Source organism: Erythrobacter fulvus, from assembly GCF_028595285.1.
Classification (GTDB): domain Bacteria; phylum Pseudomonadota; class Alphaproteobacteria; order Sphingomonadales; family Sphingomonadaceae; genus Erythrobacter; species Erythrobacter fulvus.
Map to the genome: position 1 here is coordinate 265,632 of NZ_JAQQXQ010000001.1, position 16,940 is coordinate 282,571.

Sequence of the window (16,940 nt, forward strand, 5' to 3'; positions counted from 1 at the left end):
GTCAGCCAGACTTGTGCCGCGCCTCAGCGCGAACGGCGCAGGCGCGGATTGGGCTGAAGTTCGTCGATGATCGCGATGAAATCGTCGAGCCGGATGATCCGTTCGAACTGGAAACCGGCGCGGTTGTCGCGTGTCCAGATGACATAGGCTTCGATCCGGCCCACCACCGGCAGACGGATGATGATCCGGTCACCGCGCGCAAGGTGGTGCGCGTCATCGACCATGAAGCCATGGGCGGATAGGTTGCTGACATGCAGCTTAAGATCGCCGTGCTCGAAATGCTCGACAATCACCGGATAATCGACCGGATGCCGCGCTGCACGCCGCATATCGGTTACGCTAAGACTTGCTCCGCCAGTCACGCCCCGCGATCCTCCGTTGTTATATCGGGTCCGCTAAGCAGAATGCCGAAGAAAGGCTTCAAATTGGTAAAGGGCGATCAGCGCTTCACCAAGGCGTGACGTTTCTTGCCGAGGCTGAGGCGCAAGGTCTCGCCATCGGCAGGAAGAACCAGATGGCCGGGATCGGTGATTGTCTCGCCTTCCAGTTTCACCGCGCCTTCGGCCAGCTTGCGCTTGGCCTCGCCATTGGACGCGGTGAGGCCGATTTCCGTGAGCAGTGCGGCGATGCGCATGCCTTCCGGGCCGGTGGAAAGGGTGGGCAGATCCTCGCCTGCGCCGCTTCCGGCGAAGGTCTCGCGCGCGGTCGCCTCTGCGCGCGTTGCAGCGTCGCCCCCGCGCACAAGCTTCGTCACTTCATTGGCGAGCACGATCTTGGCGTTGTTGATTTCCGCACCCTCTAGCGCTTCGAGCCGCGCGATCTCGTCGTGCGGCAGATCGGTGAACAGCCGCAGAAAACGGCCCACGTCGCGATCGTCGACATTGCGCCAGTACTGCCAGAAATCATAAGCGGGCAGCTGGTCTTCATTAAGCCAGACGGCACCCGCCGCTGTCTTGCCCATCTTCGCACCATCGGCCGTGGTCAGCAGCGGGGTGGTGAGGCCGAATAGCTCGCGGCCCTCCAGCCTGCGCCCCAGCTCCATGCCGTTGACGATATTGCCCCATTGGTCGCTGCCGCCCATCTGCAAGCGGCAGTCATAACGCCGCGCCAGTTCGACAAAGTCGTAGGCCTGCAGGATCATGTAGTTGAATTCGAGGAAGGTGAGCGGCTGTTCGCGCTCCAATCGCAGTTTGACCGAATCAAATGTCAGCATCCGGTTGATCGTGAAGTGCGGGCCGACATCGCGCAGCAGATCGATGTAGCCGAGGCCCGAAAGCCACTCGTCGTTATTGACCATCAAAGCATCGGTCGGCCCGTCGCCGAAAGTCAGCAGCCTTTCGAACACGGTGAAGATCGACGCGATGTTGTCGTCGATCACGTCGGGCGTGAGCAGCTTGCGGCTTTCGTCCTTGCCCGACGGGTCGCCGATCTTGGTGGTGCCGCCGCCCATAACAACGATCGGCTTGTGGCCGGCCTGCTGCAAGCGGCGCAGCATCATGATCTGTACTAGGCTGCCGATATGGAGCGACGGCGCGGTGGCATCGAATCCGATATATCCCGGCACGATCTGCTTCGCAGCGAGGGCATCAAGGCCCGCCGCGTCGGTCGTCTGGTGGATATAGCCACGCTCGTCGAGCAGGCGCAGGAGGGCGGATTCGTAGGTGCTCATAAGGCGCGCGCTTAACAGGGGGGAAGGGCGACGGGAAGAGACTTGCCCGCCGTGCGCGCGAACGGCATGAAGTGGGCATGCAACCGCTGATGCTTCACCAGACCTGCGAACTCGGCCCAATCCGCGCCGTAACCGCTTCGATCACCGGCACGCCGTCGGGCTGCGAGGCCGAATTCCGGCTCGATGGCAAGGTTCCGGCGATTGTCGTGCCGCAACCGGCCGCGCCGGAACGGATGGACAATCTGTGGAAGACGACCTGTTTCGAAATCTTCTGGCAGCCGCTGGGGGGAACATATTACCGCGAGTTCAATTTGTCGCCTTCAGGCCGCTGGGCGGCGTATGATTTCGATTCCTTCCGCGAAGGCATGCGCGATGCGCCGGTGGACGCCATCGCCATCGCCTGTTCGCATGACGATAGCGGGCTGGTGCTAAAGGCGAGCATCGCCGCCGAACTTCCGGACCCGGCACAGGTGGCGCTCAACGCGATTGTCGAGCATCCCGACGGCAGCCTGCAATTCTGGGCGCTGGGTTTCCCGCCGGGCAAGCCGGAATTCCATTCCGAAGCCTGCCGCACGCTGATCGTCGAACGCTAAGCCTTCCCGAACGGGCGGTTAAGCTGCACGATTTTGGCGTTGAGCACGAAGGCGAAGCTGACCCAGACAAAATAGGGCACGTTCAGCCAGCCCGCAAAGCTGTCACCCGCAAGGCGCGGCAGGACCGTCAACAAGGCGGTGACCGAACACCATAGCAGCACGTTTTCCGCCAGCGCCCAGTCGGGACGCTTCAATTTGAAGAACAGCGGCGACCAGCAGAAATGCAGCACGAAATTGGCGCCAAACAGCGCATAGACCGCCAGCTTCGCTTCGGGCGTTGGCGCGCTGGTCAGGCCGATATAGAAACTCCATCCCGCCAGCCCGAGAATGGTGGTCCATGCCGGGCCGAACAGCCAGTCGGGCGGTTGCCACGGCGGCTTGCGCAAATCGCGATACCATTGGCCAATGTCGGTCAAGGCCCCGCCTGCGCCGCCGAGGATGATAGCCCATGCGGCGGCGATAAGGGCGCTGGTCCAGTCCATGTACAGCCATATAGGGAGCCGCCGCGCAAATGCCATTGCCTTTGCCGCGAGCCTGCTGCACCCCACTCGCCATGAAGACAGGAATTGACCGGCTGCTGGCCGATCCCGCTCTGCTTGCGCAATTGAAGGGCCGCCGCGTCGCGCTGGTGGCCCACCCGGCCAGCGTCACCGCCGATCTGACCCATAGCCTCGACGCGCTGATCGCGGCGGGCGTGAACATATCCAGCGCATTCGGTCCGCAGCACGGGCTGAAGGGTGACAAGCAGGACAACATGGTTGAAACCGCGGATGAATTCGATCCGCATTACCGCATCCCGATCTATTCGCTTTATGGCGAGGTGCGCCGTCCGACCGGGCAGATGATGACCAGCGCCGACGTGTTCCTGTTCGATCTTCAGGACCTCGGCTGCCGGATCTACACCTTCGTCACCACGCTGCTCTATCTGCTGGAAGAAGCGGCGAAGGCGGGCAAGGAAGTCTGGGTGCTCGATCGCCCCAATCCCGCAGGGCGTCCAGTGGAGGGCACTTTGCTGGTGCCGGGGCAGGAAAGCTTCGTCGGGGCCGCGCCGATGCCGATGCGGCACGGGCTGACAATGGGCGAGATGGGACACTGGTTCATCGCCCATTTCGGCATTGATGTGGCTTACAGAGTAGTGGCGATGGAAGGCTGGCAGCCCGAAGAAGAAGGCAGCTGGGGCTGGCCCACGTCGCGCCTATGGATCAATCCGTCGCCCAATGCCGCCAACGTCAATATGGCGCGCTGCTATGCCGGCACGGTGATGCTGGAAGGCACGACGCTGTCGGAAGGGCGTGGTACGACCCGTCCGCTGGAGGTATTGTTCGGCGCGCCCGATATCGACGCCAAGGCGGTGCTGGCCGAGATGACGAAGCTCGCGCCGGATTGGCTGGCAGGCTGTGCAATCCGCGAATGCTGGTTCGAACCGACTTTCCACAAGCACGCAGGAAAGCTTTGCAATGCCTTGATGATGCACGCAGAAGGCGGGTTCTACGATCATCATGCCTTCCGCCCGTGGCGCTTGCAGGCGCTGGCGTTCAAGGCGATCCGGCGGCTCTATCCCGACTATCCGCTGTGGCGCGACTTCCCTTACGAATACGAACTGACGCGCCTCGCGATCGACGTCATCAACGGCGGCCCATCCTTGCGCGAATGGGTAGATGATCGGGCAGCGATGCCGGACGATCTCGACGCCATGACGTCACATGACGAGGCGGCGTGGGTGGCAGAGGTGCGCGGGCACCTGATTTACTGACCGGAGCCCCTTGCCGGCATCTGGAGCACCGGACCTTCGGGCCGTGCCGGAAGCGGGCGGATGTCGCTGACGTCACCATGCATCACCATTACCGCGCAGCCATCTATCCGCTTGTCGACGGCGTAGATGCGGTGCGGACGCTCGGGCGAGGCGGGCGCGCGATCAAGCAGCGGCGGCTTTCCCGTTGACTCGCGCACCTGAGTGATGCGGTCGCGGCACTGTTCGGGCGAAGGGGTGAGTGTTTGAATTTCACGCATGGTAGCGCGAGACTCTGCCGCCTGTTGCAGGGATGTCGGCGCTCCGGTTGCGCCCAGCAGTGCGAGTGCGGCAAGCGGAAAAGTCACGAGCTGCATGGTCATCTCCTTGCGAGAGATTAGCATAAAGTCCTTCGATTCAAAAGACTTCGCTCACGCCCCGTGCTTGCGGCTCAGCTCCCGCATCGCGTCGTCCAGCCCTTCGAGTGTCAGCGGATACATCCGGTCACCCACCAGCTGCTTGATCATCTTGGTCGACTGCGAATAGTTCCACTGCTTTTCCGGCACCGGATTAAGCCACACCGTCGCGGGATAGGTGTTGGTCACGCGCTGGAGCCAGACTGCGCCCGCTTCCTCGTTCATGTGCTCGACCGAGCCGCCAGGATGGGTGATCTCGTAGGGGCTCATTGCGGCGTCGCCCACGAACACGATCTTGTAGTCGTGCCCGTATTTGTGGAGCACATCCCAGGTCGTGGTGCGTTCCTGCCAGCGGCGCTTGTTGTCCTTCCACACACCTTCGTAGAGGCAGTTGTGGAAGTAGAAGAATTCTAGGTTCTTGAACTCCGCGGTGGCGGCGCTGAACAGCTCTTCGACCAGCTTGATGAAGGGGTCCATCGATCCGCCGACATCGAGGAACAGCAGCAGTTTGACGGCATTGCGCCGTTCGGGGCGCATCCTGATGTCGAGCCAGCCCTGCTTGGCGGTGCCTTCAATCGTGCCGGGAATGTCGAGCTCGTCCGCCGCGCCTTCGCGCGCGAAACGGCGCAGACGGCGTAGCGCCATCTTGATGTTGCGGGTGCCCAATTCCTTGGTGTTGTCGAGGTTCTTGAACTCGCGCTTTTCCCACACCTTGATCGCACGGCGGTGCTTGCTCTCGCCGCCGATGCGCACGCCTTCGGGGTTGTAGCCCGAATTGCCGAAGGGGCTGGTGCCCCCGGTGCCGATCCACTTGTTGCCGCCCTGGTGGCGCTTTTCCTGTTCCTCGAGCCGCTTTTTCAGCGTCTCCATGATCTCGTCCCAGTCGCCCAGCGACTTGATCTTCTCCATTTCCTCCGGGGTCAGGAATTTCTCGGCAACGGCCTTTAGCCAGTCTTCGGGAATGTCGACGGGGTTCTGGCCGTAATCGGTCATGATCCCCTTGAACACCTTGTGGAACACCTGGTCGAACCGGTCGAGCAGGCCTTCATCCTTCACGAAGGTGGCGCGGGAGAGATAGTAGAACGCCTCGGGCGTCTGCTCGATCACGTCCTTGTCGAGCGCCTCCAGCAAGGTGAGGTGCTCTTTGAAACTGGCCCCGATACCCGCGGCCCGCAGCTCGTCGACGAAATTGAAGAACATGGGCCGACGCTTACCCCGCTCCTTCGCCCCTGACCAGTCCCCATTCTTGAGGGGTAAAAGGGCTTTCGCTTAACGCTTCGCTTACCATCGCGGGGCTACAGCGCTTGCGACAAATCAGGGGCCGCACACCACCATGAAACAGATCGCGATCGACACCGCCAATGCCTATGCTCTGGGAATGATTCCCGAGAGTTGCGGTGCGGTGACGGTGGGCTGCACCGACGTGGCGGGCGTGGTCGAAGCCGTGATCGCTTCATCCAAGACGCTGCGTTCCGAACACGAAGCGCTGGCGGAGACAGTTCGCGCGCTTGAGGCTGACCAGACCAAAGTTGCCGAAGCGAGCGACGAGGCGCGAATCCTCTCCGAACGCGCGATCGACCGGCTGAATGAAGGCACGGCGCTGATCCAGTCCTCGCTCGGGCAGATCGCCTCGCTGATCGAACTGGTCGAAACACTGGGCCAGCACGTCACCAGCTTTTCTGCCGCGATGGAGCAGGTGCGCCGCAGTGCGCAGGACATCGACAATATCGCCGAGACGACCAATATCCTCGCGCTGAACGCCACGATCGAGGCGATGCGCGCAGGCGACGCGGGCCGCACCTTCGCGGTGGTGGCGAGCGAGGTGAAGAGCCTTGCCAGCGATACCCGCAAAGCGACCGAGGAAATCGCCCAGACCATCGATGCGCTGGGAGGCGAAGCGGAGATGGTGATCGGTCGCATCGAGGCGGGCGCCAAGGCAAGCGGCGAGGCCAAGGCATCGGTCGCACGGATCGAAAGCACCATTGCCAGCGTCGGGGGGCTTGTCGAAGAGGTGGATAAGCAGAACGACGTCATCGCCCGTTCGACCGGCACGATCTCCGGCCATGTCGACAAGGTGCAGCGCGTGCTGACCAGCTTCGATGCTGCCGCGCGCAGCAACGAGGACCGGCTCCACGGCGCGTATCGCAAGATGGAGGAGCTGGAATTTACCGCCAGCGAGATGTTCGATCGGATCGTGCAGGCCGGGCTCAGCCCCGAAGACAGTGCGATGGTCGAACAGGCGCAGCAGATGATGCAGGAAGTGGCCGCACATACCGAGGCGGCTCTGGCCTCCGGCGCGCTGACGATGACTGCGCTGTTCGATACCGATTACGTCCCCGTTCCCGGCACCAACCCGCAGCTGTTCCGCACCCGGTTGACCGACTGGGCCCATGCCGAATGGCGTCCGTTCCTCGATCGGGCGAAGGCAGGTGACTCGCGGGTTTTAGCTGCGGCTTGCACCGACATGAACGGCTTCCTGCCGACCCACCTGACAGAACGTTCGCGCACGCCGACGGGGGACATCAACCACGACACGCAGTTCTGCCGCAACGGGCGCATCATGCTCGAAGCGATCGACCGCAAGGCAAAGGAAAGCCGTGCCCCCTACATGATGGCGGTCTATCGTCAGGAAGGCGACGGCGACAGCTATGTGGTGGTTCGTAACGTCTATGTCCCGCTGGTGATCGGCGGACGGCGCTGGGGCGATTTCGAGCTGGCTTACAGCTTCGACTGAGGACACGCCGATGGGGTGTGTTCCGCGTGGAACACCGGCCTAAGGAGGGTCTAGCAGGGGTCTAGAGGGGGTCTAAGGGGAGTCTAACCGGGGTCTGGACTCGGTTGGGTCGCCTTGAGTCTGGTGGCAGCGTGCAGGGCCATCGCGATCCACCCGAGTGCGATTGTGCTCGTGGTGATGGGCGCAAGACCAAAGGGATCGAGCAGGCCGGGAACAAACAGCAGCGGAGCGGGAAGGCAGATCATCGCCAGCCAGAAGCGCCGCATGGTGAAGAACGCCCAGGCAGCCCCGCCGCAGGTGGCCGAGAGCAGCCCGAACTTGATCCACACCGGGTAGGGCAGGGCCAACATGGCCCCAGTGACATCGGTTCCCGCAACAAAGCTATCGACCATCGCAAACATGATCGCGTTTTCGATCCCGTCAGAAACTGCAGCCGCGATCCCCATCCAGCCGAATAGCCGCCAGAATCGCCCACCGGTTTCGCGTGCAATTCCGAAAAAGAAGCTCAGCGTCAGCAAGCCGTATGACGGCATGAGGAGGTAATCGAGCCGGTTCCCGACCGTCATTCCCGTAATGCGTGCTGCGCGTTGAGGATCGCCCGCCTCGCCAAAGATATTGACCAGATGCGACGGCGTGGACGCGAACTCCAGCAGCAGGACCGGCCGGATCTCGCTCCCCGCAAGCGGGATTGCGAGGTCGGGTGGGAAGTACCCTCGCATCACGCCCAGCATACCGAGCGTGAGGACGAAGAACAGCAATGTCAGGCGGTGATCGCCGAGCTTCACGCGTCCCAATGTCAGCTCGGATTGCGGCGCGCCATGAAGGCGAGGCGTTCGAACAGCATGATATCCTGTTCATTCTTCAGCAGCGCCCCGTGCAGCGGCGGAATCGCGCTGGCCGGGTTCTTGTCCTGCAACACCTCGAGCGGCATGTCTTCATTGAGCAGCAGCTTCAGCCAGTCCAGCAGCTCGCTGGTCGAAGGCTTTTTCTTAAGGCCCGGCACTTCGCGCAGGTCGTAGAAGATATCCATCGCCTTCTTCACCAGCGTCTTCTGGATGCCGGGGAAATGGACGTCGATGATTTCCTGCATGGTCTCGCGATCGGGGAACTTGATGTAGTGGAAGAAGCAGCGGCGCAGGAAGGCGTCGGGCAGCTCCTTTTCATTGTTCGAGGTGATGACGACGATCGGGCGTTCCTTGGCCTCGATCCGCTCCTGCGTTTCGTAGACGTCGAAGCTCATGCGATCGAGCTCCTGCAACAGATCGTTGGGAAACTCGATATCGGCCTTGTCGATCTCGTCGATCAGCAGGACGGGAAGCTGTGGCGCGGTGAAGGCCTCCCACAGCTTGCCCTTCTTGATGTAGTTGCGGATGTCATGGACGCGCTCGTCGCCCAGCTGGCCATCGCGCAGACGCGCGACCGCGTCGTATTCATAAAGGCCCTGATGCGCCTTGGTGGTGGACTTGATGTTCCACTCGATCAGCGGGGCATTGAGCGCCTTGGAGATTTCGTGGGCCAGCACGGTCTTGCCGGTGCCGGGTTCACCCTTGACCAGCAGCGGACGGCGCAGGGTGACGGCGGCATTCACCGCGACCTTCAGATCCTCGGTGGCAATATAGGATTGGGTGCCTTCGAAACGCTGCTGCTGTTCGGTCATGGGTTTTCCTGTGAGACTGATTTTCGTACGCACCGATAAGGGTCCGCTCGCGACGGCGCAAGGGCTGGCGGCCTCACAAATCAGCGAGGCAGCAGCAGGATGCGCTGGGCAATCCCTTCCAGCGCGCCCTGATCTAGACTGGCGGCGGGATTGTTCCAGCCCAGCGTCAGGACGTGCCAGGCGCCAGCCTTGTCGCGCAGCAGCCAGGTGAGGTTGAGCACGCCCGGCTCGCTGCCCCCCTTGAAGCCGATATAGTCCCAGTTGGCCTTGATTGCGGGCGTGGCCGAGGGGTTGATCGCCATGATGCCGAACGCCTTGTCGTCACCGGTGCGCCGCATGCGGGACAAAAGCCCGGCAAGATCGGCAGGCGAGGCCAGCCATTCGACGTCGAGCGCCTTTGGCCCTCCGGCAAAGGCGGCGTTCAGTTCCTCCAGCGTGACCGGGTTCGCCTCGATATCGGCAAGGATCGCGGCGCGGGCAGCGCTGTCACCTGCTTGATAGGCAGCGAGCCGCGCCGCATCGCCGCCCTTGAGCAGAAACAACTCGCGCGTGGTCAGGAAGGGCTCGTTAGCGCCGGTGGCGGCGTGGCCGCTGTCGCGCATCAACCGCAGAATACGCTCCCGCCCGAGCAAGTCGATCAGCTGGTCGGTGGCGGTATTGTCGCTGATCGAGATCATCAGCGCGGCCAGCGTGTGCAGCGTCAGCGGTGCGCCTTGCGGCCAGTCCTGCAACCGGCCGCTGGGAAAGCTCTTTACCGAAAGCGGCACCACATCGCTCCACTTGCGCTTGCCCGCCTTCACATCCTCGGCCAGCGCGGCGAGGATATAGAGCTTGAAAGTGGATCCGAGCGCGAGAGGGGTATCGGCCCCGATGCTGATAACCGGCGCTCCGCCATCCAGCGGAGCAAACCGCGCGTTGACCGTGCCGGGCAGGGCGGCGAGATCGGCAGCGATCTTGTCCGGTGTATCGCCTTCTGGTGCGATCGAATCCACCTGAGTGATACGCAATTCGCTGACACGGTTTTCTGCGGCTGGATCAATTGCGATCCCGCCTTTGGCCAGCCCGCGCTCGAACCGGATATGCAGCGCTGCGCGGGTGCCGTCGCGCGGGGTCAGCAGCGCCACGTCCACCGCCGCGCCGAACTGCGCGGTCAGGCTGGTGCTGAACGCCTTGATTTGCGCTGGAGGAAGCGCGGCGATGAAATCCGGGGTGAACACCTCGTCGGGTTCAAGCTCGCCATTCATTACCGCAACCACCTGCGCGCTACGCTGCTCCAGCGCGGTCTGTTCCGCAGTGGCCGCGGCTCCGGTCGGCTCCTGTGCCATCACTGGCAGGGCGAGGGCTGTCAAAGTGGCGCAGGCAAGCGCCATCACGCAGGGGCGGATCATGATTGGACTCCTATGTCTTTGTTTCAATTAGGCCGGAACGGATCGTCAGGCCAGTCTCTCAAGCCGTTCGAGATCGCGCTTCAGGCGTCGTGCTCCGTACCAGTTGAGCAGCACGACGGCGCAAAAGACCAATCCGATAAAAAGGCCGCGGCGGGTCAGCTCGGCAAGCGCAGCGTCCCAGCCTTTGACCTCTGCGATGCCGCTGGTCACGGCCGCAAGGAAGGCGATCAAACCTGGCATGACCGGCCCGATATACCATAGCGGTACGGAGAGCAGCGCTTCGTATTGGCGGCGATACTGACGGACGAGATGATCGCGGCACGGCTCTTCCGGATGGCGATCAAGATTGTCCGCCCGCCGTGTCAGGTTGCGCAGGACAACCAGCACGCCGACGCCGATCATTATGGCGCTGAGAGCAAGCGGCACCTCGCCCACCCGGAGGTAAAACGCAGCCATGCCTCCCCAGACGGGCAGCTGGATCCAACCGGCGATCCGTTCGATCCGATTGCGGCGGGCAATCCGGCGTTCGAATTCACCGGCATGCGCGGCGCAGGCGGCAGGATCGGTGAAGGTCGCATCGCTTGCGGCGGCGGCCCACAGGGAGAAGGGGGAATTGCTCATACGGCAGTCTCCGCTTGGTCGGTTTCGGTAAAGTGGCTGGCGAGCAGGGTCTTGATCCGGTGCACCCGGACATTGACCGCACCCGTTGAAAGCCCAGTAATTTCAGCGATGGCAGCGGCGCTTTCGCCTTCGAGCCACAGCACGATCACCTGCGTGTCCACAGGCGGCAGGCGGCGGATCAGTTCGGCAACCTGCGCCAGCACCAGCGCCTCGGCGGTGTCGGCTTCGACATTGGCAGGCGAGGGCAGGCAGTCGATATCCTCCAACGGCACCCGCTGCGGCCCGCGCATACTGCGCGCAACGTGATCGGCGGCGACATTATGCGCGACGCGGTAAACCCAGGTCTTGAGCGCACAGCGTCCGTCGAAACGGGCAAGGCTGCTCCACAGCGCACAGTGCATTTCCTGTTCGAGATCGCGCGCCTTGTCGGCATCGCGCTCGACCGAGCGGGCGAGACGCGCAAGTGCGGGGGCGAATTGTTCGCCCGCCTGCCGGTAAAGCTGTTCGGTTTGCTCGGTCATGCCCCCCTTAGTCCGCGCCGCAGCGGATTTCTTACGAGGGGGCGCGATTTTTCTCGCTCGCGACGGGATCCGCCTCAGGCGTCGATCAGGTCGCGGTCCACCTCGCCTGCGCGGTTCTGAATGAAGTTGAAACGGTGTTCGGGGTTGCGGCCCATCAGCTCGTCTACGAGCCGCGCCACGCCCGCGCGCTGTTCATATTCGGTCGGCAGGGTGATGCGGATCAGGCTGCGGGTTTCGGGCGCCATGGTGGTTTCGCGCAGTTGCTGGGGGTTCATCTCGCCAAGCCCCTTGAAGCGCGCAACCTCAACCTTCTTGCCCTTGAACACGGTCGCTTCCAGTTCGGCGCGGTGCGCATCGTCGCGGGCATAGCGGCTTTCCTTGCCCGCCGTCAGACGATAAAGCGGGGGCTGGGCAAGGAACAGGTGACCCTTCCTGACAAGGTCGGGCATTTCCTGAAAGAAGAAGGTCATCAGCAGCGTCGCGATATGGGCGCCGTCGACGTCCGCGTCTGTCATGATGATGACGCGGTCGTAACGCAGGTTTTCCGCGTCACAATCCTTGCGGGTGCCGCAGCCCAGCGCCAGCGCGAGGTCGGCGATTTCGCTGTTGGCGCGGATTTTGTCGTTGGTGGCCGAAGCGACGTTAAGGATCTTGCCGCGGATCGGCAGGATCGCCTGGCTCTTGCGATCGCGCGCCTGCTTGGCACTGCCGCCCGCGCTGTCGCCTTCGACGATGAACAGCTCGGTCTCGCGGCTACCTTCGCCCGAACAATCGGTGAGCTTGCCGGGCAGGCGCACCTTCTTGGCATTCGTCGCGGTCTTGCGCTTGATCTCGCGCTCCTGCTTGCGCTTGAGGCGCTCGTCCATGCGCTCCATCACCTCGCCCAGCAACGCCTTGCCGCGATCCATATTGTCGGTGAGGAAGTGGTCGAAATGGTCGCGCACCGCGTTTTCGACCAGCCTTGCAGCTTCGGGCGAGGTCAGGCGGTCCTTGGTCTGCGACTGGAATTGCGGATCGCGGATGAAGACGGAAAGCATCACTTCCGCGCCCGTCATCACGTCATCGGCGGTGATGTCCTTGGCCTTCTTCGCGCCCACCAGTTCGCCAAAGGCCCTAAGACCCCTTGTGAGCGCCATGCGAAGGCCTTGTTCGTGGGTGCCGCCGTCAGGAGTGGGGACGGTGTTGCAATACCAGCTCGTCGCCCCGTCGGAATAGAGCGGCCAGGCAATAGCCCATTCGACGCGGCCCTGTTCATCGGGGAAATCCTGCCGCCCGGTGAAGGGCTGCGCGGTAACGCATTCGCGCGCGCCGACCTGTTCGGCGAGGTGATCGGCAAGCCCGCCGGGAAACTTAAACACGGCCTCAGCCGGCACATCCTCGCTGGAGAGGCTGGCCGCGCATTTCCAGCGAATCTCGACGCCCGCGAACAGATAGGCCTTGGAGCGCGCCAGTTTGAACAGGCGGGCGGGCTTGAACTGACGGTCGCCGAAAATCTCGGTGTCGGGGGTGAAGCTGACGGTGGTGCCGCGCCGGTTAGGCGCCGCGCCAAGGTTCTGGATCGCCCCTTGTGTGATCCCGCGCGAGAATTCTTGCGCGTAAAGCTGCCGGTCGCGCGCGACCTCTACGCGGGTGTGCGAGGACAGCGCATTGACGACGCTGACGCCCACGCCGTGCAGGCCGCCGCTGGTGGCATAGGCTTTGCCCGAGAACTTGCCGCCCGAATGCAGCGTGGACAGGATCACCTCAAGCGTCGACTTGCCGGGAAACTTCGGGTGCTCGTCAACCGGAATGCCGCGCCCGTTATCGGCGATGGACAGGCGGTTGCCCTCTTCCAGACGCACTTCGATCCGGGTGGCATGGCCAGCGACCGCCTCGTCCATGGCATTGTCGAGCACCTCGGCGGCGAGGTGGTGCAGCGCGCGATCATCGGTGCCGCCGATATACATGCCGGGGCGGCGTCGCACCGGCTCCAGCCCTTCGAGCACTTCGATGGCGGAAGCGTTGTAATCGCCGCTCGAAGTCGGGGTGTTGGCGAAGAGATCGTCTGGGCCAGAGGCAGGGGCGTTGTCGGACATGCCTCTGCTATAAGCGTCCGCGCCGCCTGCTCACAAGCTGTGCGCTGAGGTTTTGCTCAACGACCGAAGCCGGTTGGCGCGGGGTCGACTTCCACCACTTCGCCGCTGCGCACCTCGCGCACTTCCAACGCGCGTTCGGCGATGCCGCTGCGGGCAAAGCGGAACGGCCCGTCAACCCCAAGGAACCCGCCGCGATCATAGAGTTCGCTTTTGGGGAAGGGGGTGCCCACCTTCCAGTCGCGGGCCACGCGCAAAGTCAGCAGCACGGCATCATAACCGAGCGTCGCGACGCGATAGGGCTTGGCCCCGAAACGGGTTTCGTAGCTGTCCGAAAAGCGTTTGAAGCGCCTGTCGGACACGGCCGCAAAGATCGCGCCTTCCATTGATGCGGCGCGGGTCAGCACGGTCTCGCCGCTCCACAATTCGGTGCCAAGGATGCGCGCGCGCGGATCGGCCCCGCGCTGCAATTCGTCGGCAGCCTCCAGCCCCAACCGCGCGCTGTCGGCGATCAGCACAGTGTCGTATCCGCCCGCCGCGCGCAGGCGCTGGGCCGCACTGACGATCGAGGTATTTCCGCGTGCGTAGCTTTGGCGGCCGACCAGCGCGCCGCCGAAATCGCGCAGCGCGTTTTCCAGTGCCGAGGCCGAACGCTGGCCATAATCCCCTTCGGGCAGCAGCGCGACAAAGCGGTTTGCGCCCTGCAGTCGGGCATATTCGACGCTGCGGCGGATCGACTGTTCGGGATTGTGGCCCATCACGAACACGTCCGCTGCCGCAACGCTGGTGTCGTTTGAGAACGAGATGATCGGCACACCGGCCCCGCGCGCGGCGGATTGCACTGCGGGAATGCTGTCGCCCATCAGCGGGCCGAGGATCAGGCGGTTGCCATCGGCGATCGCCTGACGCGCCGCCGCCGAGACGCCTGTCGCAGTGTCGTAGGTGGTGATGCGCAGGTTATCGGCACCGGTATCGAGCAGCGCCATGGTGGTGGCATTGGCAATCGCCTGTCCGACAGGGCCGGTTTCCCCGCTGACCGGAACAAGCAGCGCGATACGGTGGCGCCCGGAATCGGTCGGCAACGCAGTCGCCGAAGGCTCCGGCGTCGGGGCGGGCGGGGGCGGGGCGGTGGAAACATCGGTCTTGGGGATCACCTGACACCCGGCGGCCAGCATCGCCGCCCCTGCCAGCGCCAGATTGCGACGGGTAAACACCGCCGCCATGCCCGACAGCCAACCTGCCCATTTCGGCGATACCGTAAGCTTCATCCTTGCCGACCCCTCGCTGGTGCTTCAATGCTCTGCCCTGTAATGACGAGCGAGCTTTTATCCATCCCGTCCGGAACACCCGAACCCGGCCTCTATATCGTTGCGACTCCGATTGGCAATCTTGCCGACATCACGCTGCGGGCGATCGGGGTGCTTTCGGGCTGCAGCGTCATCGCCTGCGAGGACACGCGGGTGACGGGCAAGCTGTTGAAACATCTTGGTATCAAGGCGCGGCTCCAGCGGCTTGACGATCACGCCGCGCCGCAAGTGCGCGCACGGGTGATCGACGAAGCGAGACATTCTCCCGTTGCGCTGGTGAGCGACGCGGGAACGCCGCTGATATCCGATCCCGGCTATCGTCTGGTGCGCGAGGCGCGGGCCGCAGGGGTGACGGTGACAAGCATTCCCGGCGCCTGCGCGGCGATTTCCGCGCTGGCGATGGCTGGCCTGCCGAGTGACCGTTTCCTGTTCGCAGGATTCCTGCCGGTGAAGGACAAGGCGCGCGAGGATATGCTGGCGGGCCTTGCCGATATCGCCGCGACGCTGGTGTTCTACGAAACTGCTCCGCGGCTTGAACGCAGCTTGCGGGCGCTGGCGACGCTGTGGCCCGAACGCGAGGTGGCCGTGGCGCGCGAGCTTACCAAGCTGCACGAGGAATGCCGCACGGGAACGGCAGCCAGTCTGGCCGATCATTACGCCACGCACCCGCCCAAGGGCGAGATCGTGCTGCTGGTCGGCCCGCCGGCCGAGAGCGAGGCACCAGCAGTCGATGCCGACGCCCTGCTTCGTACGGTGCTGGGCGAGATGAGCCCGAGCAAGGCCGCAGGTCAGGTTGCCAAGGCGACGGGATTGGACCGGCAGGCGCTTTATGCCCGGGCGATGGAGATCAAGGGCGAATGACCGTGCAGCGCACCACCGATCAGCGGCGCGCGGCCGACAGGCGCGGACGCGAGGGCGAGGCGCAGGCGGCCATGTGGCTGACGCAACAGGGCTGGCGGATCGTGGCCGAGAGGGTCAAGACAAAGGCGGGAGAGATCGATCTGATCGCCCATCGGCCCGGTCTGGTTGCCTTTGTCGAGGTCAAATGGCGCGCGCGCAGCATTGCGCTGGGCGATGCAATCGACGAAAGGCGGCTCGCGCGGGTGGCCGCCGCCGTTGAATGTGTCGCGCACGAATATGCGACGCAGGGCGAGGATATCCGCATCGACGTGATCCTGCTTGCGCCGGGCGTGAAGCCGACCCACATCGAAAACGCGTGGATGCCCTGAGTTGCGGAGTTGCCAGTGTCTCTGAAAATCGCGGTCCAGATGGACCCCATCGACAAGATCAATATTGCCGGGGATTCCTCCTTCGCGCTGATGCTGGCGGCGCAGGAGCGCGGCTACACGATCTACGAATACCATGTCGAAAGCCTGACGCTGGACGAGGATGACCGGCTGTTCGCCCACGCCTGGCCGGTGACGGTGCAGCGGGTGGAGGGCGATCACTTTGCCCGCGGCGAACAGGTGCGGATCGATCTGGGGCGCGATGTCGATGTCGTGCTGATGCGGCAGGATCCACCGTTCCACATGGGCTATATCACCGCCACACACATGCTCGAACGGATCGCGGCGGAAACGCTGGTGGTCAATGATCCGGCCAATGTCCGCAATGCGCCGGAAAAGGTGATGGTGCTGAACTATCGCCGCTTCATGCCGCCGACGCTTGTGACGCGGTCGGTGGAAGAGGTGCGGCGCTTCATGGCCAAACACGGCGCGATCGTGGTCAAGCCGATCCACGGCAATGGCGGCAAGGCGATCTTCCGCGTGCCGGAAAACGGTGAGAACCTGACGGCGCTGTTCGAGGTATTCAACCAGACCTGGCCCGAACCGCACATGGTACAGCCCTTCCTTCCCGAAGTAGCCAAGGGCGACAAACGCATCGTGCTGGTCGACGGGGAAGTGGCGGGTGCGATCAACCGGCTGCCGGGCGAGGGCGAGTTCCGTTCCAACCTTGCGATGGGCGGTTCGGCGCAGGCGACCGAGCTGACGGCGCGCGAACAGGAAATCTGCGATGCACTCGGCCCGGATTTGAAACGGCTCGGCCTTACCTTCGTTGGCATCGACGTGATCGGCGGTAAGTGGCTGACCGAGATCAACGTAACATCGCCCACGGGTATCGTTGCGATTGACCGGTTCAACAACACTGATACGGCGGGCATGATCTGGGATGCGATCGAGCGGCGCCTGACAGAACGCCGCGCCGCGCCTGCGCAAGACTGACGGAAGGCCCG

18 protein-coding genes are annotated in these 16,940 nt (G+C 63.5%); 6 read left to right on the forward strand and 12 right to left on the reverse strand.

Features of this window, described 5'->3' with window-relative positions:
- Window positions 1-23 precede the first annotated feature (23 nt).
- A complete protein-coding gene (locus tag OIK40_RS01285; protein ID WP_273675524.1) occupies window positions 24-362 on the reverse strand; it encodes a PilZ domain-containing protein in 339 nt (112 codons plus the stop codon).
- A 77-nt stretch (window positions 363-439) separates the two neighbouring features.
- The gene (gene tyrS / locus OIK40_RS01290; protein WP_273675526.1) at window positions 440-1,669 is read right to left on the reverse strand and encodes a tyrosine--tRNA ligase; all 1,230 of its coding nucleotides are present in this window, start codon (window positions 1,667-1,669) and stop codon (window positions 440-442) included.
- Between the two features lie 77 nt (window positions 1,670-1,746).
- On the opposite strand from tyrS, the gene OIK40_RS01295 reads away from it, so the two are divergent.
- Window positions 1,747-2,262, forward strand: a complete 516-nt coding sequence (locus tag OIK40_RS01295) for a DOMON domain-containing protein (RefSeq protein ID WP_273675527.1) — start codon at window positions 1,747-1,749, stop codon at window positions 2,260-2,262.
- Here the strand turns inward: OIK40_RS01295 and OIK40_RS01300 are convergent.
- Window positions 2,259-2,744: a TspO/MBR family protein gene (locus OIK40_RS01300; protein ID WP_273675528.1), complete on the reverse strand. Its 486-nt coding sequence runs from the start codon at window positions 2,742-2,744 to the stop codon at window positions 2,259-2,261. The two genes, OIK40_RS01295 and OIK40_RS01300, sit on opposite strands and share 4 nt — an antisense overlap.
- 71 nt (window positions 2,745-2,815) lie before the next feature.
- On the opposite strand from OIK40_RS01300, the gene OIK40_RS01305 reads away from it, so the two are divergent.
- Window positions 2,816-4,015, forward strand: coding sequence for an exo-beta-N-acetylmuramidase NamZ family protein (locus OIK40_RS01305; RefSeq protein ID WP_273675529.1), 1,200 nt, complete (start codon window positions 2,816-2,818; stop codon window positions 4,013-4,015).
- Here the strand turns inward: OIK40_RS01305 and OIK40_RS01310 are convergent.
- Together OIK40_RS01310 and OIK40_RS01315 are read right to left on the reverse strand one after the other, a co-directional pair.
- Window positions 4,009-4,368 (reverse strand): hypothetical protein, encoded by a 360-nt coding sequence (locus OIK40_RS01310; protein ID WP_273675531.1) that lies wholly within the window; start codon window positions 4,366-4,368, stop codon window positions 4,009-4,011. The genes OIK40_RS01305 and OIK40_RS01310 overlap by 7 nt on opposite strands.
- A gap of 54 nt (window positions 4,369-4,422) precedes the next feature.
- Complete coding sequence (locus OIK40_RS01315; protein WP_273675532.1) at window positions 4,423-5,607, reverse strand: vWA domain-containing protein; 1,185 nt, start codon at window positions 5,605-5,607, stop codon at window positions 4,423-4,425.
- A 133-nt stretch (window positions 5,608-5,740) separates the two neighbouring features.
- Between OIK40_RS01315 and OIK40_RS01320 the strand changes: the two genes are divergently transcribed.
- The gene (locus OIK40_RS01320) at window positions 5,741-7,141 is read left to right on the forward strand and encodes a methyl-accepting chemotaxis protein (RefSeq protein WP_273675533.1); all 1,401 of its coding nucleotides are present in this window, start codon (window positions 5,741-5,743) and stop codon (window positions 7,139-7,141) included.
- An 83-nt stretch (window positions 7,142-7,224) separates the two neighbouring features.
- On the opposite strand, the gene OIK40_RS01325 is transcribed toward OIK40_RS01320, so the two are convergent.
- The 7 genes from OIK40_RS01325 to OIK40_RS01355 form a co-directional block, all read right to left on the reverse strand.
- Window positions 7,225-7,926 (reverse strand): hypothetical protein, encoded by a 702-nt coding sequence (locus OIK40_RS01325; protein ID WP_273675534.1) that lies wholly within the window; start codon window positions 7,924-7,926, stop codon window positions 7,225-7,227.
- A gap of 11 nt (window positions 7,927-7,937) precedes the next feature.
- Window positions 7,938-8,798 carry an AAA family ATPase gene (locus OIK40_RS01330; RefSeq protein ID WP_273675536.1) on the reverse strand — a complete coding sequence of 287 codons (861 nt, stop codon included), beginning with the start codon at window positions 8,796-8,798 and terminating at the stop codon, window positions 7,938-7,940.
- 80 nt (window positions 8,799-8,878) lie between these two features.
- Window positions 8,879-10,186 (reverse strand): serine hydrolase, encoded by a 1,308-nt coding sequence (locus OIK40_RS01335; protein WP_273675538.1) that lies wholly within the window; start codon window positions 10,184-10,186, stop codon window positions 8,879-8,881.
- Window positions 10,187-10,231: 45 nt separating this feature from the next.
- Entirely contained in the window at window positions 10,232-10,807 is a 576-nt protein-coding gene (locus OIK40_RS01340) for a hypothetical protein (protein ID WP_273675539.1), read from the reverse strand.
- The gene (locus tag OIK40_RS01345) at window positions 10,804-11,328 is read right to left on the reverse strand and encodes an RNA polymerase sigma factor (RefSeq protein ID WP_273675540.1); all 525 of its coding nucleotides are present in this window, start codon (window positions 11,326-11,328) and stop codon (window positions 10,804-10,806) included. The genes OIK40_RS01340 and OIK40_RS01345 overlap by 4 nt, the downstream gene beginning before the upstream one ends.
- Before the next feature lie 74 nt (window positions 11,329-11,402).
- Window positions 11,403-13,403, reverse strand: a complete 2,001-nt coding sequence (gene parE, locus OIK40_RS01350) for a DNA topoisomerase IV subunit B (RefSeq protein WP_273675541.1) — start codon at window positions 13,401-13,403, stop codon at window positions 11,403-11,405.
- Between the two features lie 56 nt (window positions 13,404-13,459).
- Window positions 13,460-14,668 (reverse strand): penicillin-binding protein activator, encoded by a 1,209-nt coding sequence (locus tag OIK40_RS01355; protein ID WP_273675542.1) that lies wholly within the window; start codon window positions 14,666-14,668, stop codon window positions 13,460-13,462.
- A gap of 42 nt (window positions 14,669-14,710) precedes the next feature.
- Here OIK40_RS01355 and rsmI point away from each other — a divergent pair, with 42 nt between their 5' ends.
- The 3 genes from rsmI to gshB are packed head-to-tail and all read left to right on the forward strand — an operon-like array spanning window position 14,711 to window position 16,929.
- Window positions 14,711-15,568, forward strand: coding sequence for a 16S rRNA (cytidine(1402)-2'-O)-methyltransferase (gene rsmI, locus OIK40_RS01360; RefSeq protein ID WP_273675543.1), 858 nt, complete (start codon window positions 14,711-14,713; stop codon window positions 15,566-15,568).
- A complete protein-coding gene (locus OIK40_RS01365; protein WP_273675545.1) occupies window positions 15,565-15,936 on the forward strand; it encodes a YraN family protein in 372 nt (123 codons plus the stop codon). The genes rsmI and OIK40_RS01365 overlap by 4 nt, the downstream gene beginning before the upstream one ends.
- A 15-nt stretch (window positions 15,937-15,951) precedes the next feature.
- Window positions 15,952-16,929, forward strand: coding sequence for a glutathione synthase (gene gshB, locus OIK40_RS01370; RefSeq protein ID WP_273675546.1), 978 nt, complete (start codon window positions 15,952-15,954; stop codon window positions 16,927-16,929).
- The last annotated feature ends 11 nt before the right edge of the window (window positions 16,930-16,940 follow it).

Excerpts from the sequence above, each read along its gene's own strand:
- OIK40_RS01305 (WP_273675529.1), top strand. The coding sequence starts at position 2,816 with ATGAAGACAGGAATTGACCGGCTGCTGGCCGATCCCGCTCTGCTTGCG.
- OIK40_RS01295 (WP_273675527.1), top strand. The coding sequence starts at position 1,747 with ATGCAACCGCTGATGCTTCACCAGACCTGCGAACTCGGCCCAATCCGC.
- OIK40_RS01315 (WP_273675532.1), bottom strand. The coding sequence starts at position 5,607 with ATGTTCTTCAATTTCGTCGACGAGCTGCGGGCCGCGGGTATCGGGGCC.
- rsmI (WP_273675543.1), top strand. The coding sequence starts at position 14,711 with ATGACGAGCGAGCTTTTATCCATCCCGTCCGGAACACCCGAACCCGGC.
- OIK40_RS01355 (WP_273675542.1), bottom strand. The coding sequence starts at position 14,668 with ATGAAGCTTACGGTATCGCCGAAATGGGCAGGTTGGCTGTCGGGCATG.
- tyrS (WP_273675526.1), bottom strand. The coding sequence starts at position 1,669 with ATGAGCACCTACGAATCCGCCCTCCTGCGCCTGCTCGACGAGCGTGGC.
- OIK40_RS01300 (WP_273675528.1), bottom strand. The coding sequence starts at position 2,744 with ATGGACTGGACCAGCGCCCTTATCGCCGCCGCATGGGCTATCATCCTC.
- OIK40_RS01320 (WP_273675533.1), top strand. The coding sequence starts at position 5,741 with ATGAAACAGATCGCGATCGACACCGCCAATGCCTATGCTCTGGGAATG.
- OIK40_RS01365 (WP_273675545.1), top strand. The coding sequence starts at position 15,565 with ATGACCGTGCAGCGCACCACCGATCAGCGGCGCGCGGCCGACAGGCGC.
- OIK40_RS01330 (WP_273675536.1), bottom strand. The coding sequence starts at position 8,798 with ATGACCGAACAGCAGCAGCGTTTCGAAGGCACCCAATCCTATATTGCC.
- OIK40_RS01310 (WP_273675531.1), bottom strand. The coding sequence starts at position 4,368 with ATGCAGCTCGTGACTTTTCCGCTTGCCGCACTCGCACTGCTGGGCGCA.
- OIK40_RS01335 (WP_273675538.1), bottom strand. The coding sequence starts at position 10,186 with ATGATCCGCCCCTGCGTGATGGCGCTTGCCTGCGCCACTTTGACAGCC.
- OIK40_RS01345 (WP_273675540.1), bottom strand. The coding sequence starts at position 11,328 with ATGACCGAGCAAACCGAACAGCTTTACCGGCAGGCGGGCGAACAATTC.
- OIK40_RS01340 (WP_273675539.1), bottom strand. The coding sequence starts at position 10,807 with ATGAGCAATTCCCCCTTCTCCCTGTGGGCCGCCGCCGCAAGCGATGCG.
- parE (WP_273675541.1), bottom strand. The coding sequence starts at position 13,403 with ATGTCCGACAACGCCCCTGCCTCTGGCCCAGACGATCTCTTCGCCAAC.